The following is a 17,471-nucleotide window of genomic DNA, read 5'->3' on the forward strand; positions in this document are numbered from 1 at the left end:
AAGTCCGACGCGCCCAGCCAACGGCGACCCGTCGAGTCTTAGTCGGCTTCCCTAGATGCCGCGACGACCTCGATTTCGACTCGGGCTCCAAGTGGGAGCCCGGCGACTGCGACGGTGGTTCGGGCCGGGTACGGCTCAGAAAAGACCCTCGCGTAGACACTGTTCATCGAGGCAAAATCGGCCATGTCAATCAGGTAGACATTGACCTTCACTACGTCCGCAAAGCTGCGATTCGCGGCCGCGAGCACCGACGCTAGGTTGGCGAACACACGCTCGGTCTGGGCGTCGATTCCTCCATGGATGAGTGCCTCCGTCGCCGGATCAATGGGGGTCTGGCCAGAGACATAGAGCAAATCCCCCGGTCCGGACGCGGCGTGAGAATATGGCCCCACCGGCTTCGGTGCAGCAGGATCGGTGACAGTTGATCGGGGCATGGCACCAGAATATAGGGACTGCTGAAGGTTTAGTTGACAGCTTGACCTGCCGCAGGGATTGGTTACCCCGTGAAGAATGAGTCTCAGGCTGTTTGGGATGGGTGCTGGCAGTGTAGCTCGTGCTCGATCGGAGTCCGATAGTCCAGTCCGGAATGGCGGCGCTGGCGGTTGTAGAAAATCTCGAAAGGAGCGCGAAGATCGCGTTGGCCAGATCGGTGCGGGTCTTCAAGCGTTTCCTGTTCAAGAGCTCGATCTGCATGCTGGACCAAAAGGATTCCATCATCGCGTTGTCATAGCCGTCCCCGATCGTCCCGAACGAGGGCATCAGGCCGGCCGAGCGGATCTTGTTGGTGAAGGCCCAGGAGGTGAACTGGACGCCGTGGTCGGCATGGACGATCCCGCCCGGGACGGGCCGGCGGTTTCTCATGGCCATGTCCAGGGCGTTAACGACCAGGGCGGAGTCCTGGTTGCTGTCGATCGACCAGCCCACGATCCGGCAGCTGTTGGTGTCCATCACGGCGCAGCAGTAGACCTTGCCCTCCCTGGTGGGATGCTCGGTGATGTCCGTGACCCAGAGCTCGTTCGGCGACAGACGCAAAGAATTTGCGGTGCACGAGGGCAAAAGCTGGTGGCGATGCCTCGCAGGCGTTTGACCTTGGCCGGCCCGGGAAGGCCGGCAATTCCGGCCAGGCTCATCAGCTCCGCGACCAGATGCTCGCTGACGGTGACGTTTATGCCCCGTGTCAGTTCGGCATGGATCCGGCGGGACCCGTAAGTTCCTCGGCTTTCGGCATGGACCGCCCGGGTGAGCCCGGTCAGCCATTGCCGGCGCATCCTGGTCGGTGACATCGGCCTCTTCCGTTACTTGTAGTAGCCCGGGCTGCTTACCCCCAGCAGCCGGCAACAGACCTTCGTGGGGAACCCGGCACCGGTAAGTTCTCCGATCACCGGGTGGATCCTTTTGGGTCCGGCCGGCCCTCAACGAGCAGCTTCGCTGCACGCTTGAGGATCTCCACTTCCGTTTCCAGCTGCCGGATCCGCTTCCTGGCTTTGGCGAGCTCGGCGCTCTACGGAGTCGTCAGTCCGGGCCGTTCGCCACGGTCGATCTGGTCCTGACGAACCCAGTTGTGCAGGCCGCCCTCGCTGATGCCCAGCTCGGCAGCCACACGGCAGATTGGTTTACCGGCCCGGACCAGGGCCACTGCCCGTGCACGGAATTCCGGTGGATAGGGCCTTGGCATGTCTGAAAGCCTCTCAGCGAGAGCCCAAAACTCAAACCATTTCGGGTAACCAATCCCTGGGGCAGGTCACCGAGTCAACAAAAGCCGGGGCAGTCCCGTTTTGGCCTTGCTCGCAAAACTGAACCACCGCAGGTTCGACAGGATGGCGCTCAGAGGACGGACTTCGCGCTACTGGGTTAGCCTCATATCCGCCCGGTTTTCGGCGAGTACTACGGCGACCCCTGAACCCCGGGCGGTTGACGCCGGAGATGCTCATAGTGCGAGGGGTGGATGGTCACCGGGTCGGTGCACAGGAACAGGCGCCGCGGTGAAGGGCCAGGCAGCCGGACCCAGAGGATGGATGCATCCGGGGTGATGGCGTCGATGGTTCCGTTGCTGGTGGGGTGTCCTTGTTCGGTGATGGTCACCGTCTGGCCGGTCCGCAGGCCGGACCAGTCTGAAGCGGGAACGTCGGCGGGTAATTCCGCGTTTTCCGTGATTTCTTGCACCCTGCCGAGCCTAGGGGCTGTTGGTGAACGCGGCATGTACGGGAGCGGGCGGCGCGGGGGTGTGCCGGGGCTCAGTGCGTGCGTGTTTCGCCCGCAGGACTGTGTCGAGGTGGTCAGCCGGGAGGGGGCGTGAAATGAGATAGCCCTGGGCGGTGTCGCAGCCTAGCTCTTGCAGGATGGTCAGTTGGGTTTGTCGTTCGACACCCTCGGCAGTGGTGGTGAGGCCCAGGGCTTTGGCCGGGGCGATAACACCGGAGACGAGGATGGCAGAGGTGGGGTCGGAGTCGATGGTGTCGATGAAGGATTTGTCGAGCTTGAGCCCGGTGAGGGGAAGGTCGCGCAGCATGGCCAGGGACGAATACGCCGTCCCGTAGTCATCGAGGGCGACGCCGACGCCGGCGGCGATAAGTTCGCGTAGCTGTGCAGCGGCGGATCGGAGGTCCGCGACAGGGGACACCCTGGCGGAGCTGGCCGGCAAGCTCGGCATCGACGCCGCAGGGCTCAAGGAAACAGTGGCCGAATTCAACCCCGCCGCGGAACGCGGAGAGGACCCGGCGTACGGCCGCGGCTCCACTCTCTACAACCACTTCCGCGGCGACATGGAACACAAACCGAACCCCAACCTTGCCCCGGTCGGCAACGGCCCCTACTATGCCGCCAAGATCCAGATGGGCGATCTGGGCACCTTCGCAGGCATCGGCGTTAACGAACGCTCCGAAGTAACAACCGAAGAGGGAACCGCTATTCCCGGCCTCATCGCCGTCGGCGCCGCCGCCGTCGGCGTCTTCGGGGGCGGCTACCCGGGATATGGCTCCCACATCGGCCCCGCCCTGGTATTCGGCTGCCGGGCCGGAAGGGACATCACCAAGCTCGCAGCCGACCGCGGCGTACCGCGAGTGGCCGGCGTCTGAGCCCCTACCGGTCCTGACAGGACGCCCAGCCGAAGATCCGAAGGAGTAAGGAAACAGGATGCTCATAGCCCGCAAACTTGCCGATGCCGGTGCCGCGCCGGCATTCCCGAGGTCAAGACACCGCTACACAAGCTCGACATGTCGAATTGGCAACGCGTCATCGACGTCGACCTCACGGGTGTTGTCATCTGCAACAAATGGGCTGTCGCACTGCGCCGACCGGAGGAGATCGCGAATGTCGTTCTGTTCCTGTCCAGTGACGCCTCCTCCGCACTGACTGGATCCGTTATCAACGCCGACGGCGGATACACGTCCATCTGAAATCCAATCCACCAAGGCCTTCCTTAGGGGTGAGGCGAACATGCGGAAAATCTGGCCGGCCGCTAACGTCAAGGTCTACGGCGGCGGTGTCACCGAAGACGGGTTTCTCCGCGTCTGCAGGACCCGCATCAGTCAATCCGTCACGGCAGGGCCTCAGGGCGCGCGAAAACTGTGCGACGACTTGATAGATGCCGAGAGGTCCGAGCGGAAGAAGGCCAACACCTCCGCGGCACGAGCCGCGTTGTTGGAGGATGCCGCGACAGCAGCCGCGAAGACCGTGATAATCGCGCAGTCGGCCGGGAGAACGCCGAGGATGCACACGCCGGGTTGCCCGACCAGTTCGCTGAGCTGCTGCAGGCCGAGATCGACCTCTCCCTCGGCGAGCAGGCGCGCCACGGGTACGCCTGGACGGGCCTGCACAAGCCGGTCGCTGACCTCATCGGTCATGCCCCAGCGGTCGATCATTCGCAATAGCTCGGTGCCGCTCGGTCCGGTGGAATATCCGATGCGGGATGCCGCGCGCAGGGCGCCGCGAAGCTCGTCGGCATTCGCAAAGGCCGTGCCTTCGGAACATGTGGCTACATCGGCGCTGCGTGCGGCCACGCCTACGGCGACCTCCGACAGTACGATCGGGGCGATGGATGCCGGATCGACGTGCCCCTCGGCAGCGAGGCGTTGCAGAGCGTCCTCAGCGAGGAACACAAGGTCGAACGGCTCGCCGGCGGCCACCCGCTGGGCGGCGTCCACTCCGCCTACGGATTCAATCTGCAGAAGCGGTAGCCCGGCCCCGGCGGCAGCTTCAGCGAGGTCGGCGAGAACGTGGCGGGTGGCCATCGACGAGATCGCCCTCATGCGGCATCCTCGAAAGTCTCGGCGTCTACTTCGGCAGCAGATGCTGGCGCATATCGCGGGCCAGAGACGGTGGCCGTGCCAATCAGCTCGCCGGCCCGCGTCAGCAGCGCTCCGTCGACAGAGATGTCGGCCGCCGCCATGTTCTTACGCAGGTGCGCGACGCTCGTTGTTCCCGGGATCGGCAGAACGTGATCGCCGCGGGAGAGCAGCCAGACCAGCGCGAGCTGTGCTGGGGTGCAACCGGCCTCCGCAGCCAGCTCGCGCCAAGAGGCCAGCAGCGTCGCATTCGCACCCCAGTGCTCGGGCTGGAAGCGCGGCATGCTGCGGCGGATGTCGTTTGGGGCCAGCTTACCTGGGTCCTTGACCGCATCGGCAAGGAAACCCCTTGCGACCGGCGAAAACGCAACCAGGGTCACGCCGTCCTCGCGAGTGGCGTCGAGCATGCCAAGCTCGGCATTGCGACTCCACAGCGAGTACTCGTTCTGCACGGCCGCGATAGGGGTGATTGACTGCGCCTCGCGCAGTCGCGCGACCGACACCTCGGACAGACCGACTGCGCCGATCTTGCCCGCGGCGACCATCTCGGCCAGCGCGCCGACGCTGTCGCCGATCGGCACGTTCTTGTCCCACCGGTGAAGGTAGTACAGGTCGATGTAATCGACGCCAAGGCGGCTCAACGAAGCATCGACCTGTGCGCGCAGCGTATCGGGGCGTCCATCGATGACTTTCACGCCGTCAACGGACGCCATCCCGCACTTACTCGCAAGGAAGACCTCGTCGCGGCGCCCCGCGATCGCGGCACCTACAAGCTCTTCGTTGCGGCCGCCACCGTACAGTGTTGCCGTGTCGAGCATCCCGATACCTTCATCGAGAGCTGCGCGCAGCAACGCCAGCCCCTCGTCACGCGACGGGGGGACGCCGTACGCGTGGCTCAGCGACATACAGCCCAGACCGGTGGGAGGTAGCCTCACGCCAGCTGCTTCTCAAGCGCGCCGAGCACGCGGTAGCAGTCGATGACCTGGCGGATCGACGAGTTCGGCTCGCGCCCCTCGCGGATCGCGCTGACGAACTCGCGGTCCTGCAGCTCGATGCCGTTCATGCTCACCGCCACCTTCGAGACGTCGATCTGCTCGTCGCGGCCGTTGAAGAGGTCATCGTAGCGCGCGATGTACGTCTCGGTGTCGCCGATGTAGCGGAAGAACGTGCCGAACGGGCCGTTGTTGTTGAACGAGAGGGACAGGGTGCAGATTGCCCCGGTCTCGCTCTTGAGCTGGATCGACATGTCCATCGCGATGCCCAGATCCGGGTTGATGGGGCCCTGGATCGCGTTCGCCTGCACGATCTTGCCCGCCTGGTAGGCGAACAGGTCGACAGTGTGCGCGGCGTGGTGCCACAGTAGGTGGTCGGTCCAGGAGCGCGGCTCGCCCTTGGCATTCGTGTTCGTGCGGCGGAAGAAGTACGTCTGCACGTCCATCTGCTGCACGTTGAACGAGCCCTCGGCGATCCGGTTGTGCACGAGCTGGTGCGAGGGGTTGAACCGCCGCGTGTGGCCCACCATGGCGACGCGGTCGGACGCCTCGGCCGCCGCGAGCGTCGCCTCGGCGTCGGCGAGCGAGTCGGCGAGCGGGATCTCGACCTGCACGTGCTTGCCGGCCTTGAGGACCTCCTGCATCTGCGAGGCGTGCAGACCCGTGGGCGTGGCGAGGATGACGGCATCGACGTCGTCGCGCTCGAGCACGGCGTCGAGCCCGATGACGGCGTTGGCGACGCCGTACTTCGCGGCGACTGCCTGGGTCGGTTCGAGCCGCGTGCCGCTGACGACGGTCACCTCGGCATCGGGGACGTTCATCAGGCCGTCGAGATGTTTCATGCCGAAGGCGCCTGCGGCGCCGACGACGGCCACACGGATCTTGTCAGTCATGGGGGCTCCTTTGTTGCGGATGCGGGATGCGGTCAGTCGGTCGGGTTCGTGAGAACAAGGTGGCCGACGGCGGTGTTCGACGCCGGCACGTGGTAGAACCGGTGGTCAACAGAAGGCGCCTCGCCGCCGAACTGGTCGTCCATCGCGCCGCGCGCGATCAGCCAATCGACGAGCTCGATGCCTTCGGAGCCCGCCTCATCGACGTACTCCATATGATCCCACTCGGTCAGGCCCAGCGGGTCGGCGATGAGGTGGTCGAGGAACGCGTTGTCCCACTCCTCGTTGATGAGGCCGGCACGCGGACCCTGGAGCTGGTGGCTCATGCCGCCGGTGCCCCAGATCTGCACGTTGAGCTCCGGGCCGTCCCACTTGTCGAGGGCGCGGCGAAGGGCCTTGCCGAGCTCGTAGCAGCGGCGGCCGGAAGGCACCGGATACTGCACCACGTTGACGGCCAGCGGGATGACCTTGCATGGCCACTCCTCGACGTCGCCGAAGACGAGCGAGAGCGGCACGGTGAGCCCGTGGTCCACGACCATCTCGTTGACGAGGGTGAGGTCGAAGTCGTCCTGGATGACCGACTGCGCGATGTGCGCGGCGAACTCCGGGTAGCCCTTCACATCGGGCACAGGGCGGGGGCCGTAGCCCTCGTCCGCGACCGGGTACTCTGCCCCGGTGCCGAGCACGAAGGTGGGGATGATCGACGAGTCGAAGGCCGTGGCGTGGTCGTTGTAGACGAGGATGACGACGTCGGGCGTATTCTCCTTGGCCCACCTGCGGGTCCACTCGTACCCGGAGAACACCTTCTTCCAGTACGGCTCCTCGGTTTTGCCGAGGTCCATCGCGGCACCGATCGCCGGGACATGCGAGGTGAACAGCGCCGACGTGTACTTCGCCGGGGCGTTCTCGCGCATGGTCTCGGACTTCTCGCGCCGCGCCGGCGGGACCCAGCCGTCGAGGTCCTTGAGGCGGTTGCCCTCGGGGTGGCGTCCGCCGCCGATCATCATGTCGCGGTAGGCGGCCTCGGACATGCCAGTCATGGAGCCGGCCATCTGCTGGAAACTCAGGCCGTGCGTGGCGCCGATCTTGCTCAGGAAGTAGATGTTGCCGCCCTCGGCCATCATGGCGTTGAGGTCCATATCCAGCACAGCCTGGCGCTGCTTGGGCGAAAGGGGCCACTCATCGAGGTACGCCTCGCGGTCGGCCAGGTAGCGCTTGCGGTTCTCGGGCTTCATCAGCGACATCGAGAACTGGTTGAGGTGGTATCCCTTGCGGGCCATCTCCGCGTCGAAGATGATCGTGCCGGGAACGTCCTTGTACGGCTTGTCGAGTGCCATGTCATGCTCCTTCGGGCCAGTAGAGGCGGCGGGGGTTGTCCACGAGCAGCTTCTGCTGGAGCTCGGGCGTCGTCGCGATCTGTGGGATGTAGTCGACCAGCAGCCCGTCGTCGGGCATGTGGTCCTTGAGGTTGGGGTGGGGCCAATCGGTTCCCCACAGCACGCGGTCGGGGAACTCCTCGACCACGCGTCGGGCGAACGGCACCACGTCGGTGTAGGCGTGCTGTTCGCCGTCGAGAGCGTGCGGGCCGGTGACGGACAGGCGCTCTGGGCAGGAGACCTTGGTCCACACATTGGTGTTCTCGCGCATGAAGCGCAGGAACAGTGCGAACTCAGGGCCGTCCGGGTCCTTGGACACGTCGGGCCGGCCCATATGGTCGATGACGACGTCGGTCGGGATCGCGGAGAAGAAGTCGTAGAGCTCCGGCAGGTCCGCGGCCTCGAAGTAGATGACCACGTGCCAGCCGAGCGGCGCGATCTTCGCGACTATCTCCTCGAGCGAGTCGGTGGGCACCCGGTCGACGAGGCGCTTGACGAAGTTGAACCGGATCCCGCGGACGCCGGCCGCGTGCAGCTCGGCCAGCTGCTCCTCGGTCACGTCGCGGCGGACCGTGGCGACGCCGCGGGCGCGGCCGCCGCTGTGCTGCAGCGCATCGACCAGTGCCCGGTTGTCGGCGCCGTGGCAGGTCGCCTGGACGATCACGTTGCGGTCGAAGCCGAGGTGGTCGCGCAGCGCGAAGAGCTGCTCCGCCGAGGCATCGCACGGGGTGTACTTCCGCTCGGGGGCGTAAGGGAACCGTTCGCCGGGCCCGAACACATGGCAGTGCGCGTCGACTGCGTCGGCCGGCAGGCGGAACGTGGGCTTGGTGGGGCCGTCGTACCAGTCGAGCCAGCCTGCGGACTTCTCGAAGCCTCCCGTGGTGTCTCCGTGCGCCATGGTCACTTCTCCACGTACTCGAGGCCGGCGGCGGCGAGCGGCTCTCGCATGCCGTAGACATCCAGGCCCAAGACGCCCTCACGGAACTTCACGCGTTTGGCTTCCTCGTTATCCTCGCGCTTCTGGCTGGCGTCTGCCACAGCTCCGACAAGCTCGCGCGGGACAACCACGACGCCGTCGACGTCGGCCACGACCACGTCGCCAGGGTTCACCACGGCGTTCGCGACCACTACGGGGATGTTCACCGATCCGAGGGTGGCCTTGACCGTGCCCTTGGCGTTGACAGCGCGGGAGAACACCGGGAAATCCATCTTCTCCAGATCGGCGACGTCGCGGACACCACCGTCGATCACCAAGCCCTTGCAGCCGCGGGCGGTCAGCGAGGTGGCGAGCAGCTCACCGAAGAAGCCGTCTTCGCTTTCGGTGGTGCAGCCGGCGACGATCACATCGCCTTCCTGCACCTGCTCGGCGGCGACGTGGAACATCCAGTTGTCACCAGGCTGTAGCAGCACGGTCACTGCCGGACCACAGAGCTTAGCGCCGGTGTAGGCCGGCCTGATGTAGGGGCGCAGGAGCCCGACTCGCCCCATCGCCTCGTGGATAGTGGCGACGCCGAACTGCGAAAGCCGTTTGACGTCCGTGGGATCCGGACGTTCGATGTTGGTGCGGACGATGCCGAGGTTGTTCAGTCGCAATTGATGGTCCTCTCAGAGACCGCGCGCAGTAAGGGCGCGGTCAAGCCTTGGGTAGACACGGCGGGCGTTGGCTTCGAACACCTGCGCGCGCTGCGCGTCGCTCAGGTTCGTGGTGGCGTCGACGTACCGCTTGGTGTCGTCGAAGTAGTGTCCGCTGCGCGGGTCGACGTCGCGCACGGCGCCGATCATCTCGCTCGCGAAGAGGATGTTCTCGGTCGGGACGACCTTGGTGAGAAGGTCGATGCCCGGCTGGTGGTACACGCAGGTGTCGAAGAACACGTTGTTCAGCAGGTGCTCCTCGATTACAGGCTTGCCCAGCGCCATTGCGAGCCCACGGAAGCGCCCCCAGTGGTAGGGAACGGCGCCGCCGCCGTGAGGGATTACGAGCTTCAACTCGGGGAAGTCGCGGAACAGATCCCCCTGGAGTAATTGCATGAACGCGGTGGTGTCGGCGTTGAGGTAGTGCGCTCCGGTCGTGTGGAAGGCCGGGTTGCACGACGTGCTGACGTGCACCATCGCCGGGATCTCGTATTCGACGAGTTTCTCGTATATCGGGTACCACGAGCGATCGGTCAGCGGCGGGGACGTCCAGTTGCCGCCGGACGGGTCGGGGTTGAGGTTCACGGTGACGGCGCCGAGTTCCTCGACGGCACGAGTAAGCTCGGCAACGCTCGTCGCGGGATCCGTACCGGGGGACTGGGGGAGCATCGCCCCCATTAGGAAGCGTTCGGGGTAGAGCTCGCTGACGCGGGCGCACAGGTCGTTGCAGATCCGGGCCCAGGTCTCGCTCACAGCGAGGTCTCCGATGTGGTGCGCCATAAACGAGGCACGAGGGCTGAATACAGTAACGTCGCTGCCGCGCTCGTTCATGAGCTTGAGCTGGTTGGCCTCGATGGTCTCACGGATGTCGTCATCGCTGATGCGCAGGGTCGCAGGGTCAGGAGCGTCCGCGCGTCCTTCAGAGAATGCGATCTGCAGATCACGCCAGGCTCCGAGCTGTGTTGGAGCTGTGGTGTAGTGGCCGTGGATGTCGATAATCACGCGTGTCGTCCTTGTCACTGAGTGTAAGCGGTGCGAAGCAGCTGCACTTCGTTGGATCAGTGCTGCCCCAAACTGACTCTAGGGGTGTTTGCCACTGCGGTCCAATAGATATGCAGAGACAGATCCATAGATAAGATCTATGGCATGACGTTCACCGACCTCAACCAGCTCCGGACATTCGTCACGCTCTACGAGCTGCGCAGCGTCACGGGCGCCGCCAGGCGACTGCACGTGACACAGCCCACGGTCAGCTATTCCCTGAAGCGGCTCAGGGAGCGGTTCGGCGACGAGCTGTTCCGTCGCGAGGGGAACGACATGGTGCCGACCGCGAAGGCGACGCAACTGTTTGGGCCCCTACACAACGCCTTGGCACAAATAGACGCGACCGTCATGGGAGCGGACGTGTTCGAACCGACCGGATTCAGCGGCGAACTCGTCCTCGGACTCACCTCGATCGGCGAGCAGACGTTCCTCCCACCGATCATGACCGCCCTCGGGCGGGTCGGCGCCGATCCGCGAATACAGGTGGAACGGCTCGATTCGGACGAGGTCGAGAGCGGGCTAATCCGCGGCACCATCGATCTGGCATTAACCGTGTCGCGGATCGCCACACCGCGGCTGTGGAGGACGCACGTGCGTTCGGTCGAATACGTGGCTCTGTCGTCCGGGTTGCATCCACTGCCCGCGACCGGGCCTGACATGTTCGAGGGGAGACGCTTTGTGCGGGTCTCCGCCCGTGGCGGGCACGTCTATCCTTTGCAGGCGCTGACCGAACACGACTTGATGTCCCAGGTCGTGCTGACCATGGAGGAATACGGCACCGTGCCCGCCGTGCTCGAGGCGACGGATCTGGTCGTCCTGCTGCCTCGACATGTAGCGGGGGTGTTCTGCGGCTGGTTCCCCCGCCTTCGCATCGCCGAGCTGCCCTGGCCCGGGCAGAGCACACCAGTGGAGTTGTACACGCGGCGCGAGGCCAGCCTCTCGCAGGCGCAGCGATGGTTCCGCTCGCTGGTGCTTGATGCGGTTGCGGCGGATGAATACAAGTCGTAGTCATGAGCGTCTGCGGGCGTCTCAAAATCGGACAGGCCGCTCACGCTGCACCGGCGTGACTGAAGAGGTCGGTGGGGACGGTGGGACCCGGCGCCGCCAGTCGACTTCGAGATTGTCTGGCAGCATGACGAGGTTCTTGTAATGAAGGCAGCCGTCATTCACGGCACTGGGAGAAGGCCCGACCACGTCCTGCAGGGTGCTACCACCCGCTCTTGAGAATCGGCTGGATCGTAGGCCACCTCACCGACGCGGCACAGGCAGGCTGCCCATCGCCGGCAGGCCCAAGCGGAGCGCTAGCGTTTTGTCCTGTTCCAGCTGGCCTTACCCGGAGCGAACGGGCTACGCACATGGATCGACCATGACGAGTGCGGGTGGATCGTCAGAATCGCGTGCTCCCACCAGGCGCGGGCTTCGTTAGAGAGCTCCGGTAGAACCGCATCCTTGTCGGCGTCGTCCTCCGGACGGGGACGCAGCGCCTTCCAGACCAGCTGCACCTCGGGCGCCCCGGTCGGAATGCCGTCGACGTCGATCACTGCACGATCCCACGGCAGCTGCAGTCGGGGATCTCGTCGATAAACCCAGACGCTATCCGTGCCGTCCTCGACGTTGACCTGCAGTACCCATGCGCCCGTTGCGTCATTATGGATGCGGATCGGCTGCAGGTCGGCATCCATATCAGCCTCTGCCCAAGGGAGAACGCCGTCGCCTGACGGAGCCCACGCGCTAAACGGCGCCGGCAAGTCCTGCACCACTTGGGGCAGGTCGGCGATCGTCGTGCTGACATCGATATTGTCGTGCTCGCGAGTGTTAGTGCCGAGCCAGTGGTCGAGCGCCACCCCTCCGGACAACCACCAACGCGCCGATGACGGCCCGAGCAGCTCCGCCACGACTCGCAGGGGCAGGGGTTCCCAGTGCGTCGCGAGGGTGGGTGTGGATGAGGCCATGGCTCAAGGTTACCCGTGGGCGGCGGTGGTTTGTCGACATCAGGAACGCCCGACGGCGGGAGTGTCCCGCCGTCGGGCGTTCCTGGGGCTAATAGGGAAACCAGGCGCTTGGTATCAGAGCGCGGGGAGGCTGCCCTCCAGACTAGCCGCGGCCTGGGCTGTGGCGGCCGCGTGGCGGGCCGCCTGCCAGCCGAAGGTCATGCCGGCGCCGACCTGCACGCCTGCGCCGGGGTATTCCGAGCCCATGACCGACGCGGCGTCGTTTCCAGCGGCATAGAGTCCGGCCACCGGTTTGCCCTGGGTATCAAGTGCCTGCCCGTTTCCGTCGGTGAGCACCCCGTAGGCGGTGGCCAGCGGTGTGGGCACGACGGCCATCGCATAAAAGGGCGCCTTCAGCAGCGGCCCGATGTTCGGGTTCGGCCCATGGTCCGGGTCCCCGGCCACCTGACCGAAGAGCAGCTCGCCCTTGTGGAAGTCCTCATCCACGCCGGTGGCGGCAAACCCGTTGTAGCGCTGCACGGTCGACTCCAAGCCCGCGGCGTCCACGCCGATCTGCGCCGCTAAGCCGGTGAAGGTCTCTGCCTCGTAGAGATAACCGTCCTTGATGTAGCGCCGCAGTGCCGCACGCGGCAGGTGGGGCATCGTGATCATGCCCAGCCCGTACTTTGCCAAGGTCCGCGAGTCCACGACCAGCCAGGCCGGCACCGCGGCGGCGTCCGGGGAAGCGAACATGGCCCGCACGAAACGGTGGTAGGAACAGGATTCGTCCACGAAGCGCAAGCCGTTAGAGTCCACGGCGATCACGCCGGGACGGGCACGGTCCCAGATGTGCGGGAAGACCACGCGAGAACCGTCCCTTCGTCGTCCGATGGAGCTGGGGAACCACAGTGCGTTTTCCCCGTTATCCCTGGCCAGCGTGGCACCGGCCTCCCTGGCCAGGGACAGCGTGTCTCCGGTGGACCCTTCCCCGGCCCGCGAGTAGAGCGGCGTGGGGGAAGGCAGCAACTTCTTTCGCATTTCAGCGTTTTGGGCGAAGCCGCCGGCGGCAAGCACCACGCCTTGGCGGGAACGGACGCGCAGGCGCCTGCCGTTCTGCGCAACCACCGCACCGACAACACGGTCCCCGTCCTTGAGTAGTTCGGTGGTTTGCGCACCGAAGAGGAATTCCACCCCCCGCTTGCGCGATTCGTGGAACATTCGGGCCACAAGCCCGTTGCCCATCACCAGGCGCGTGCCTCGCGGACGGGTGAGCCGGTCAAGTGCCCACCGCAGGCCGAGTTGTGCAGCCAGAGCCACGGCCTTGCCACGCTCAGCCAGCGAGCCGTTGTAGAGCTTGAGCAAGGCGGACACCTCCGCGCGGCGCAACATCAGGGTCCCGCCCAGAAGAGCGAACTCGGGTACCGGCGGACGGACACGGCCGAAGTCGGCCTTGTCCAACAGGCGCCCGTCGAAGGGGTCAGGTTCCAACGCGCGTCCGGTCTTACCAGTCTCGGGAAGTTCGGAGTGGTAGTCGACCACGGCAGGGGAGCGACGGAAGGTGACGCCAAGGTCATGCATCGCGTCCAGCATCTTCGGCGCGGCGTCCAGATAGGCGAGCCAGCCTTCACGCGGGGCCTTGCCGCTCACCACGGCATCCAGATAGCGTGCGGCGCGGTCGTAATCGTCCAGGATTCCGTCTTCACGCTGGAATCGGTTGTTGGGCACCCAACAAGTCCCGGCCGAGTACGCGGTGGTTCCCCCGAGGAAATCGGTTTTTTCCAAGACCCGCCGGCGGGATCAACCTCGGCCCGGCCTTGACGTTCGGCTACATCGCCGGCCGCGACATCGCAAACGCGACACACTACGAAGATGACGGCACCCGGGCCCCGGGAGAGCGCGCCGGAAACAACGATGCGACGGTCAAGCAGCCGAGTTTGAATTAGCAGAGGTCGGCCCTGATCTGTCGACGATCCCAAGCCTGCAGTGAGGGGACTGCCCCCGGTTTTGTTGATTCGGTGACCTGCCCCAGGGTGAGTATGTCAACTTAAACGGAGCTCGCCGCTGCGAACGAGCGAATAGACCAGTGCACTTTTGACGTTAAGGACCTCTTGAACCTGCTCCAGGGTCAGCATCCTGGGGAACACGGGTCCCGTCGTCGGCGCAGCGTTCTCGTTCACTTGCTCTGTCCGTTTCGGCATTCTCAATCCACCTCGGTCCGGTGTTGCAGCTCGTCCTTGGTGCGCTGTCCGGGGCGGAGCGATCTGGCGCACATGAAGCCATTCTTACACTCACGAGGATTTGCTCTTGAACTGACGCTCGACCGACAGGCTGGGTGAGTCACCGTGGATTGTGGAGAAAATCTCTGAGCTCGGAGGTTTCAGTGCTCTGACCTACATGTTTGGCATGGGCTCCGGGGAGGAGGGCTCACCGCGGATGGAACTGAAGGTCGCGGCCATGATGCCGGCGACGATGGCGAGGAGGCTCGGCGCAAGAATCGCGGCCGCGATCACGTCTTCGCCGTTCCCCGAGGCGATCGCCAGTCCGACGACGACGGCTGTGAGCACAACGGCCCCGGCCCAGTAGGTGCGCCAGACCACCCGGATCGTTCGTGCCCGCTTGGCGTTCTTCGCGTTCCATTCCCGCCGCACCCGCTGCACCTCGTCGGTGTGGGACTCGGGGCCTTCCCGGAAGGACACGATCGCGGCGTCGGCATCCGCGGGGGTCATGAACTCGCCGAGGAGCCCGCGCACACGGACGAGCACGGCCTCCGCCTGGATCGTGTCGTTCATGCTGTCGTCGAATCCGGTGACGAGGGCGTCGATGAACGCCTGGATGTCGTCGTCCGTCCTCGGGGCTTTGCCTTCGAACTCGCCATCCCAGAGTTCACGGGCCCGTTCGGCAGCGACTGCAGCGGCGAGGTACAGGTGGGCGCGCATCGCTCTCGTCAGAGAGTCGACCGTGAGATTGCTCGTGAGGGCCATGGACTCATTGTGCACGACAAGCTCGCGCATGACGCCAGGGCGGCGATGCGTTGGGCAGCGTGGTTGCCGGCGCACCTCCGCCAATTGGCGGCCGCCCCGTCGTCGGGGTCCCCTGGTAGGCACGGCCCCCGATGAACGGAATGGTCAAGTTGATCCAAAACCGGCGGCGCACTGACCGCGTGCGGAATCGACTTACGCAACGTCCTGAATGACGGCTTGGGAGTCCGGCGCCGACTTACCTGGTCGCGGCCCGAGGGCCTTGGTGAGGGAGGACATGCTCACGCTGAGAGTCGCCGCGATCTCCTGCAGTTTCTTTCCCTGACCCCGCAGGTCTTTAGCCGCCGCAAGTTTCGTCGCCGTCATTGCCGGCGGACGGCCGCCGAGCCGTCCCCTGGCTTTCGCGGGACTGGTAGTGACCGTTGATTGAGTAGTCGGTATTCTTCGGATTTTCTCTGGCTGACTTTGTCGCTGTCGGGATTGGCGGGGTGCGGGAGTTGTTATCGGCTGTGGTTGCCGGGAGCGTATTCGCTCCAGGGTGATCCGGCTTCTGCTGCGATCCTGGTGGTGCTGGTGTGGTGGTAGCCGAGGGCCTGGGCCACCACCGGCGGCATCTGGAGGACGATTTTTCGGATCACTACGGTTCTGCTGGACTGCGGGTCCGTTCTGCCAGATGATCCCGGACGCACTAACGCGGTGACCATGCCGGCGCTGTCGAAGCAGACAACGCCATCGGGAAGACACGCATTCCCCCGTTTGTAAAGTGACTTGACAAATTTCGTCATGATCGGAATGGTGAGGCTACTGGGTTCGCAGGGGGCGGGCCCAGCAGTGATATGGGGGAACTGCGAATGAGTACTGATATGAGGCTCGTCCTAGGCTTTGACGCCGGGTGCCTGGCCTGCAGCAAGATTGCCGAGGACGTTGCTTCGGCTACCGGCGGAAGACTTGAAGTCATGAATCTGTCGTCGCCGGAAATGGTGTCTTGGCGGGTTGTGGCGTTGGGTGAAGATGCGCCGTGGACCCCGACACTCATCGAAATCGCTGACGGTGACGTCTCCGCAAAAACCGGTGCGGCTATGGGGCTTGCAATGATGAGCAGGCTCGGCATGCGCGGAAGCTGGCGGATACTCCAGCAACTGGGAGCACTTCGCCAGCGCAGTGCTGAAAACAACCGTGGACCCGAGCGCGGCGTCAGCCGAAACGTGTTTCTACAAAGTGCGGCCGGGGTTGCGCTCGGCATTTCCATTCTGGCAGGCAGCGGCACCGCGGCCGTCGCCGCATCAGATAAGAAGCGGCGAAATGAACATTGGTTCGATCAGATGTCGGGTACATCCAAGGAAGATCTGACCGGGGGCCAGGCTCTTGCGGCATGGCGAGAATCTTCGGCATCTGCGCACATGTCCAGACTGATGGGGCTTGCATCTGTCCGGCCGGAATCCCGCTCGATGCTCGGCACCGGTGTTGCCGGGGTTGAGGTCTCCGAAGAAATAGTTGACGCGCCCACCGTGAAGGGCGTCCGCCATGCGCTCACTGGCGGCGGAAGCATGGTAGCCGTTGCCTATGTCCATGGAGACACCGTGGTCGCCACCTACGGCGTCACCACAAAGTCCGGAACAAGCAGGCGGCTGACGAGGGTATTCCAAATCACCGGGGCTGAAACATCGCGCCTGATTGCGGAAGCAGACGATGGAGTCGCCACGGACGTCGCCGCCCTGCGTGCCGATCAACCGACAACCACAGCAAGTGGCTGCCCGGATTGCATGTACCGCAGGTGCGACGAACAGAACTGGGGTTGCGTTCAATCATGCTGTTGGGGTTGTGCTTTTGCCTGCGGCAACCCGGGGTCATGCATTGCATGTGCGGTTATCGGCTGCCCCTGGTGTGTAAGCCTGAACTGTTGTAACCGTTCTTCCTGCTACCCCATTGTCAGGTGCGGTCCGTACTAAGGAGTAAGTATGTCAGTTTCAGCCCCACAGGCGACACGGTCCGCCAACTGGAAGGATGGTCTTCTCGCCACGGCGTTCGTTCTGGCCTCAGTTTCAATACCGCTACTCCTATGGCCAAGTGACGGCACCGGAAGGGACATGCTTCTTCGGGTGTTTCTTCTTGGGTGGGCGGCCTGTGGTCTGCTGCTGGCCAGCACCCTCATAGTGCCGACTCACCGCATAAGCTCACAGGTTGTCCAGGGCACTTTGTGGCTTGGCTTGGGACTCGTGTTAGGCCTCAGTCTTGGCACCTTCCCCTGGAATGGGCTGGCCTCGGGACCTGTTTGGCAGATCTGGCTGGCGATCGTCATGTCGGCCGGGTACCTGCAGCAGCTGCAGCGTCGGAGAGCCTGACTC

At 64.7% G+C, this 17,471-nt stretch carries 18 protein-coding genes and 1 pseudogene; 4 read left to right on the forward strand and 15 right to left on the reverse strand.

Features of this window, described 5'->3' with window-relative positions; genetic code table 11:
• Positions 1 to 38: 38 nt before the first annotated feature.
• The 4 genes and pseudogenes from QI450_RS06480 to QI450_RS06495 all read right to left on the reverse strand — a co-directional run bounded on the left by QI450_RS06480 (position 39) and on the right by QI450_RS06495 (position 2,620).
• Complete coding sequence (locus QI450_RS06480; protein WP_226773785.1) at positions 39 to 434, reverse strand: Rid family detoxifying hydrolase; 396 nt, start codon at positions 432 to 434, stop codon at positions 39 to 41.
• 83 nt (positions 435 to 517) lie between these two features.
• Positions 518 to 1,675: pseudogene (locus QI450_RS06485) on the reverse strand (IS3 family transposase).
• A gap of 209 nt (positions 1,676 to 1,884) precedes the next feature.
• On the reverse strand, positions 1,885 to 2,163 hold the full coding sequence (locus QI450_RS06490) for an efflux RND transporter periplasmic adaptor subunit (RefSeq protein ID WP_226773784.1): 279 nt from the start codon (positions 2,161 to 2,163) through the stop codon (positions 1,885 to 1,887).
• A 10-nt stretch (positions 2,164 to 2,173) separates the two neighbouring features.
• Positions 2,174 to 2,620 carry an EAL domain-containing protein gene (locus QI450_RS06495; protein WP_226773783.1) on the reverse strand — a complete coding sequence of 149 codons (447 nt, stop codon included), beginning with the start codon at positions 2,618 to 2,620 and terminating at the stop codon, positions 2,174 to 2,176.
• Between the two features lie 28 nt (positions 2,621 to 2,648).
• Between QI450_RS06495 and QI450_RS06500 the strand changes: the two genes are divergently transcribed.
• Entirely contained in the window at positions 2,649 to 3,074 is a 426-nt protein-coding gene (locus QI450_RS06500; RefSeq protein ID WP_282468165.1) for an FAD-binding protein, read from the forward strand.
• A gap of 138 nt (positions 3,075 to 3,212) precedes the next feature.
• On the forward strand, positions 3,213 to 3,395 hold the full coding sequence (locus tag QI450_RS06505) for an SDR family oxidoreductase (RefSeq protein WP_226773782.1): 183 nt from the start codon (positions 3,213 to 3,215) through the stop codon (positions 3,393 to 3,395).
• Between the two features lie 153 nt (positions 3,396 to 3,548).
• Here QI450_RS06505 and QI450_RS06510 read toward each other — a convergent pair whose 3' ends face one another.
• Genes QI450_RS06510 through QI450_RS06540 form a run of 7 tightly spaced genes read right to left on the reverse strand, consistent with a single transcriptional unit; the run spans position 3,549 to position 10,175 of the window.
• Complete coding sequence (locus tag QI450_RS06510) at positions 3,549 to 4,247, reverse strand: substrate-binding domain-containing protein (RefSeq protein ID WP_226773781.1); 699 nt, start codon at positions 4,245 to 4,247, stop codon at positions 3,549 to 3,551.
• Positions 4,244 to 5,188, reverse strand: a complete 945-nt coding sequence (locus QI450_RS06515; RefSeq protein WP_226773780.1) for an aldo/keto reductase — start codon at positions 5,186 to 5,188, stop codon at positions 4,244 to 4,246. Before QI450_RS06515 ends, QI450_RS06510 begins: the two co-directional genes overlap by 4 nt.
• A gap of 26 nt (positions 5,189 to 5,214) precedes the next feature.
• Positions 5,215 to 6,168, reverse strand: coding sequence for a Gfo/Idh/MocA family oxidoreductase (locus QI450_RS06520; protein WP_226773779.1), 954 nt, complete (start codon positions 6,166 to 6,168; stop codon positions 5,215 to 5,217).
• Positions 6,169 to 6,200: 32 nt separating this feature from the next.
• On the reverse strand, positions 6,201 to 7,502 hold the full coding sequence (locus QI450_RS06525; RefSeq protein ID WP_226773778.1) for a protocatechuate 4,5-dioxygenase subunit alpha/beta: 1,302 nt from the start codon (positions 7,500 to 7,502) through the stop codon (positions 6,201 to 6,203).
• Between the two features lies 1 nt (position 7,503).
• A complete protein-coding gene (locus QI450_RS06530) occupies positions 7,504 to 8,439 on the reverse strand; it encodes an amidohydrolase family protein (protein WP_226773777.1) in 936 nt (311 codons plus the stop codon).
• Positions 8,440 to 8,441: 2 nt separating this feature from the next.
• A complete protein-coding gene (gene ligK / locus QI450_RS06535; protein ID WP_226773776.1) occupies positions 8,442 to 9,134 on the reverse strand; it encodes a 4-carboxy-4-hydroxy-2-oxoadipate aldolase/oxaloacetate decarboxylase in 693 nt (230 codons plus the stop codon).
• Positions 9,135 to 9,146: 12 nt separating this feature from the next.
• Complete coding sequence (locus QI450_RS06540; RefSeq protein ID WP_226773775.1) at positions 9,147 to 10,175, reverse strand: amidohydrolase family protein; 1,029 nt, start codon at positions 10,173 to 10,175, stop codon at positions 9,147 to 9,149.
• Between the two features lie 144 nt (positions 10,176 to 10,319).
• Here QI450_RS06540 and QI450_RS06545 point away from each other — a divergent pair, with 144 nt between their 5' ends.
• Positions 10,320 to 11,225 (forward strand): LysR family transcriptional regulator, encoded by a 906-nt coding sequence (locus QI450_RS06545; RefSeq protein ID WP_226773774.1) that lies wholly within the window; start codon positions 10,320 to 10,322, stop codon positions 11,223 to 11,225.
• Between the two features lie 293 nt (positions 11,226 to 11,518).
• On the opposite strand, the gene QI450_RS06550 is transcribed toward QI450_RS06545, so the two are convergent.
• From QI450_RS06550 to QI450_RS06565, 4 genes are all read right to left on the reverse strand, one after another.
• On the reverse strand, positions 11,519 to 12,169 hold the full coding sequence (locus QI450_RS06550) for a hypothetical protein (RefSeq protein WP_226773773.1): 651 nt from the start codon (positions 12,167 to 12,169) through the stop codon (positions 11,519 to 11,521).
• Positions 12,170 to 12,283: 114 nt separating this feature from the next.
• Positions 12,284 to 13,873 (reverse strand): FAD-binding protein, encoded by a 1,590-nt coding sequence (locus tag QI450_RS06555; RefSeq protein WP_282468135.1) that lies wholly within the window; start codon positions 13,871 to 13,873, stop codon positions 12,284 to 12,286.
• A 665-nt stretch (positions 13,874 to 14,538) separates the two neighbouring features.
• On the reverse strand, positions 14,539 to 15,159 hold the full coding sequence (locus QI450_RS06560) for a hypothetical protein (RefSeq protein ID WP_226773771.1): 621 nt from the start codon (positions 15,157 to 15,159) through the stop codon (positions 14,539 to 14,541).
• A 467-nt stretch (positions 15,160 to 15,626) separates the two neighbouring features.
• Positions 15,627 to 15,764 (reverse strand): hypothetical protein, encoded by a 138-nt coding sequence (locus QI450_RS06565; protein ID WP_226773770.1) that lies wholly within the window; start codon positions 15,762 to 15,764, stop codon positions 15,627 to 15,629.
• Positions 15,765 to 15,977: 213 nt separating this feature from the next.
• On the opposite strand from QI450_RS06565, the gene QI450_RS06570 reads away from it, so the two are divergent.
• Complete coding sequence (locus QI450_RS06570; RefSeq protein ID WP_226773769.1) at positions 15,978 to 17,075, forward strand: hypothetical protein; 1,098 nt, start codon at positions 15,978 to 15,980, stop codon at positions 17,073 to 17,075.
• Positions 17,076 to 17,471 lie beyond the last annotated feature (396 nt).

Origin of the sequence: Arthrobacter sp. EM1 (genome assembly GCF_029964055.1) — a bacterium.
Classification (GTDB): domain Bacteria; phylum Actinomycetota; class Actinomycetes; order Actinomycetales; family Micrococcaceae; genus Arthrobacter.